This window comes from Fructilactobacillus sp. X1R3C1, assembly GCF_059901545.1.
This window is the reverse complement of sequence record NZ_JBWXUT010000018.1, coordinates 1-422: the sequence shown is the minus strand read 5'-3', so window position 1 is coordinate 422 and position 422 is coordinate 1. Positions and strand designations below refer to the sequence as shown.

General features: G+C 51.4%; 4 tRNA genes. All 4 read left to right on the top strand.

Features of this window, described 5'->3' with window-relative positions:
* Window positions 1-83: 83 nt before the first annotated feature.
* The 4 genes from AC6UD8_RS07035 (at window position 84) to AC6UD8_RS07020 (ending at window position 420) form a co-directional block, all read left to right on the top strand.
* Window positions 84-156 (top strand) — tRNA-Asn (locus tag AC6UD8_RS07035).
* A gap of 6 nt (window positions 157-162) precedes the next feature.
* Window positions 163-254 (top strand) — tRNA-Ser (locus AC6UD8_RS07030).
* Window positions 255-270: 16 nt separating this feature from the next.
* Window positions 271-343 (top strand) — tRNA-Glu (locus tag AC6UD8_RS07025).
* Window positions 344-347: 4 nt separating this feature from the next.
* Window positions 348-420, top strand: a tRNA-Val gene (locus tag AC6UD8_RS07020).
* The last annotated feature ends 2 nt before the right edge of the window (window positions 421-422 follow it).

Below are 422 nucleotides of genomic sequence, written 5' to 3'. Positions count from 1 at the left end.
CGAACACAGAAGTTAAGCTTCAGCACGCCAAGAGTAGTTGGGGGATCGCCCCCTGCAAGGGTAGGACGTTGCCACGCGATTATTCCGGCATAGCTCAGTTGGTAGAGCACCTGACTGTTAATCAGGTTGTCGACGGTTCGAGCCCGCCTGCCGGAGTACTATGGAGAGTTGTCCGAGCTGGCCGAAGGAGCATCATTGGAAATGATGTAAACGGATTAAAGTCTGTTTCGAGGGTTCGAATCCCTCACTCTCCGTATATTTTTGTAGTATGACCCGTTGGTCAAGTGGTTTAAGACACTGCCCTTTCACGGCAGTAACATGGGTTCGAATCCCGTACGGGTCATTTTGGAGGATTAGCTCAGCTGGGAGAGCATCTGCCTTACAAGCAGGAGGTCACAGGTTCGATCCCTGTATCCTCCATA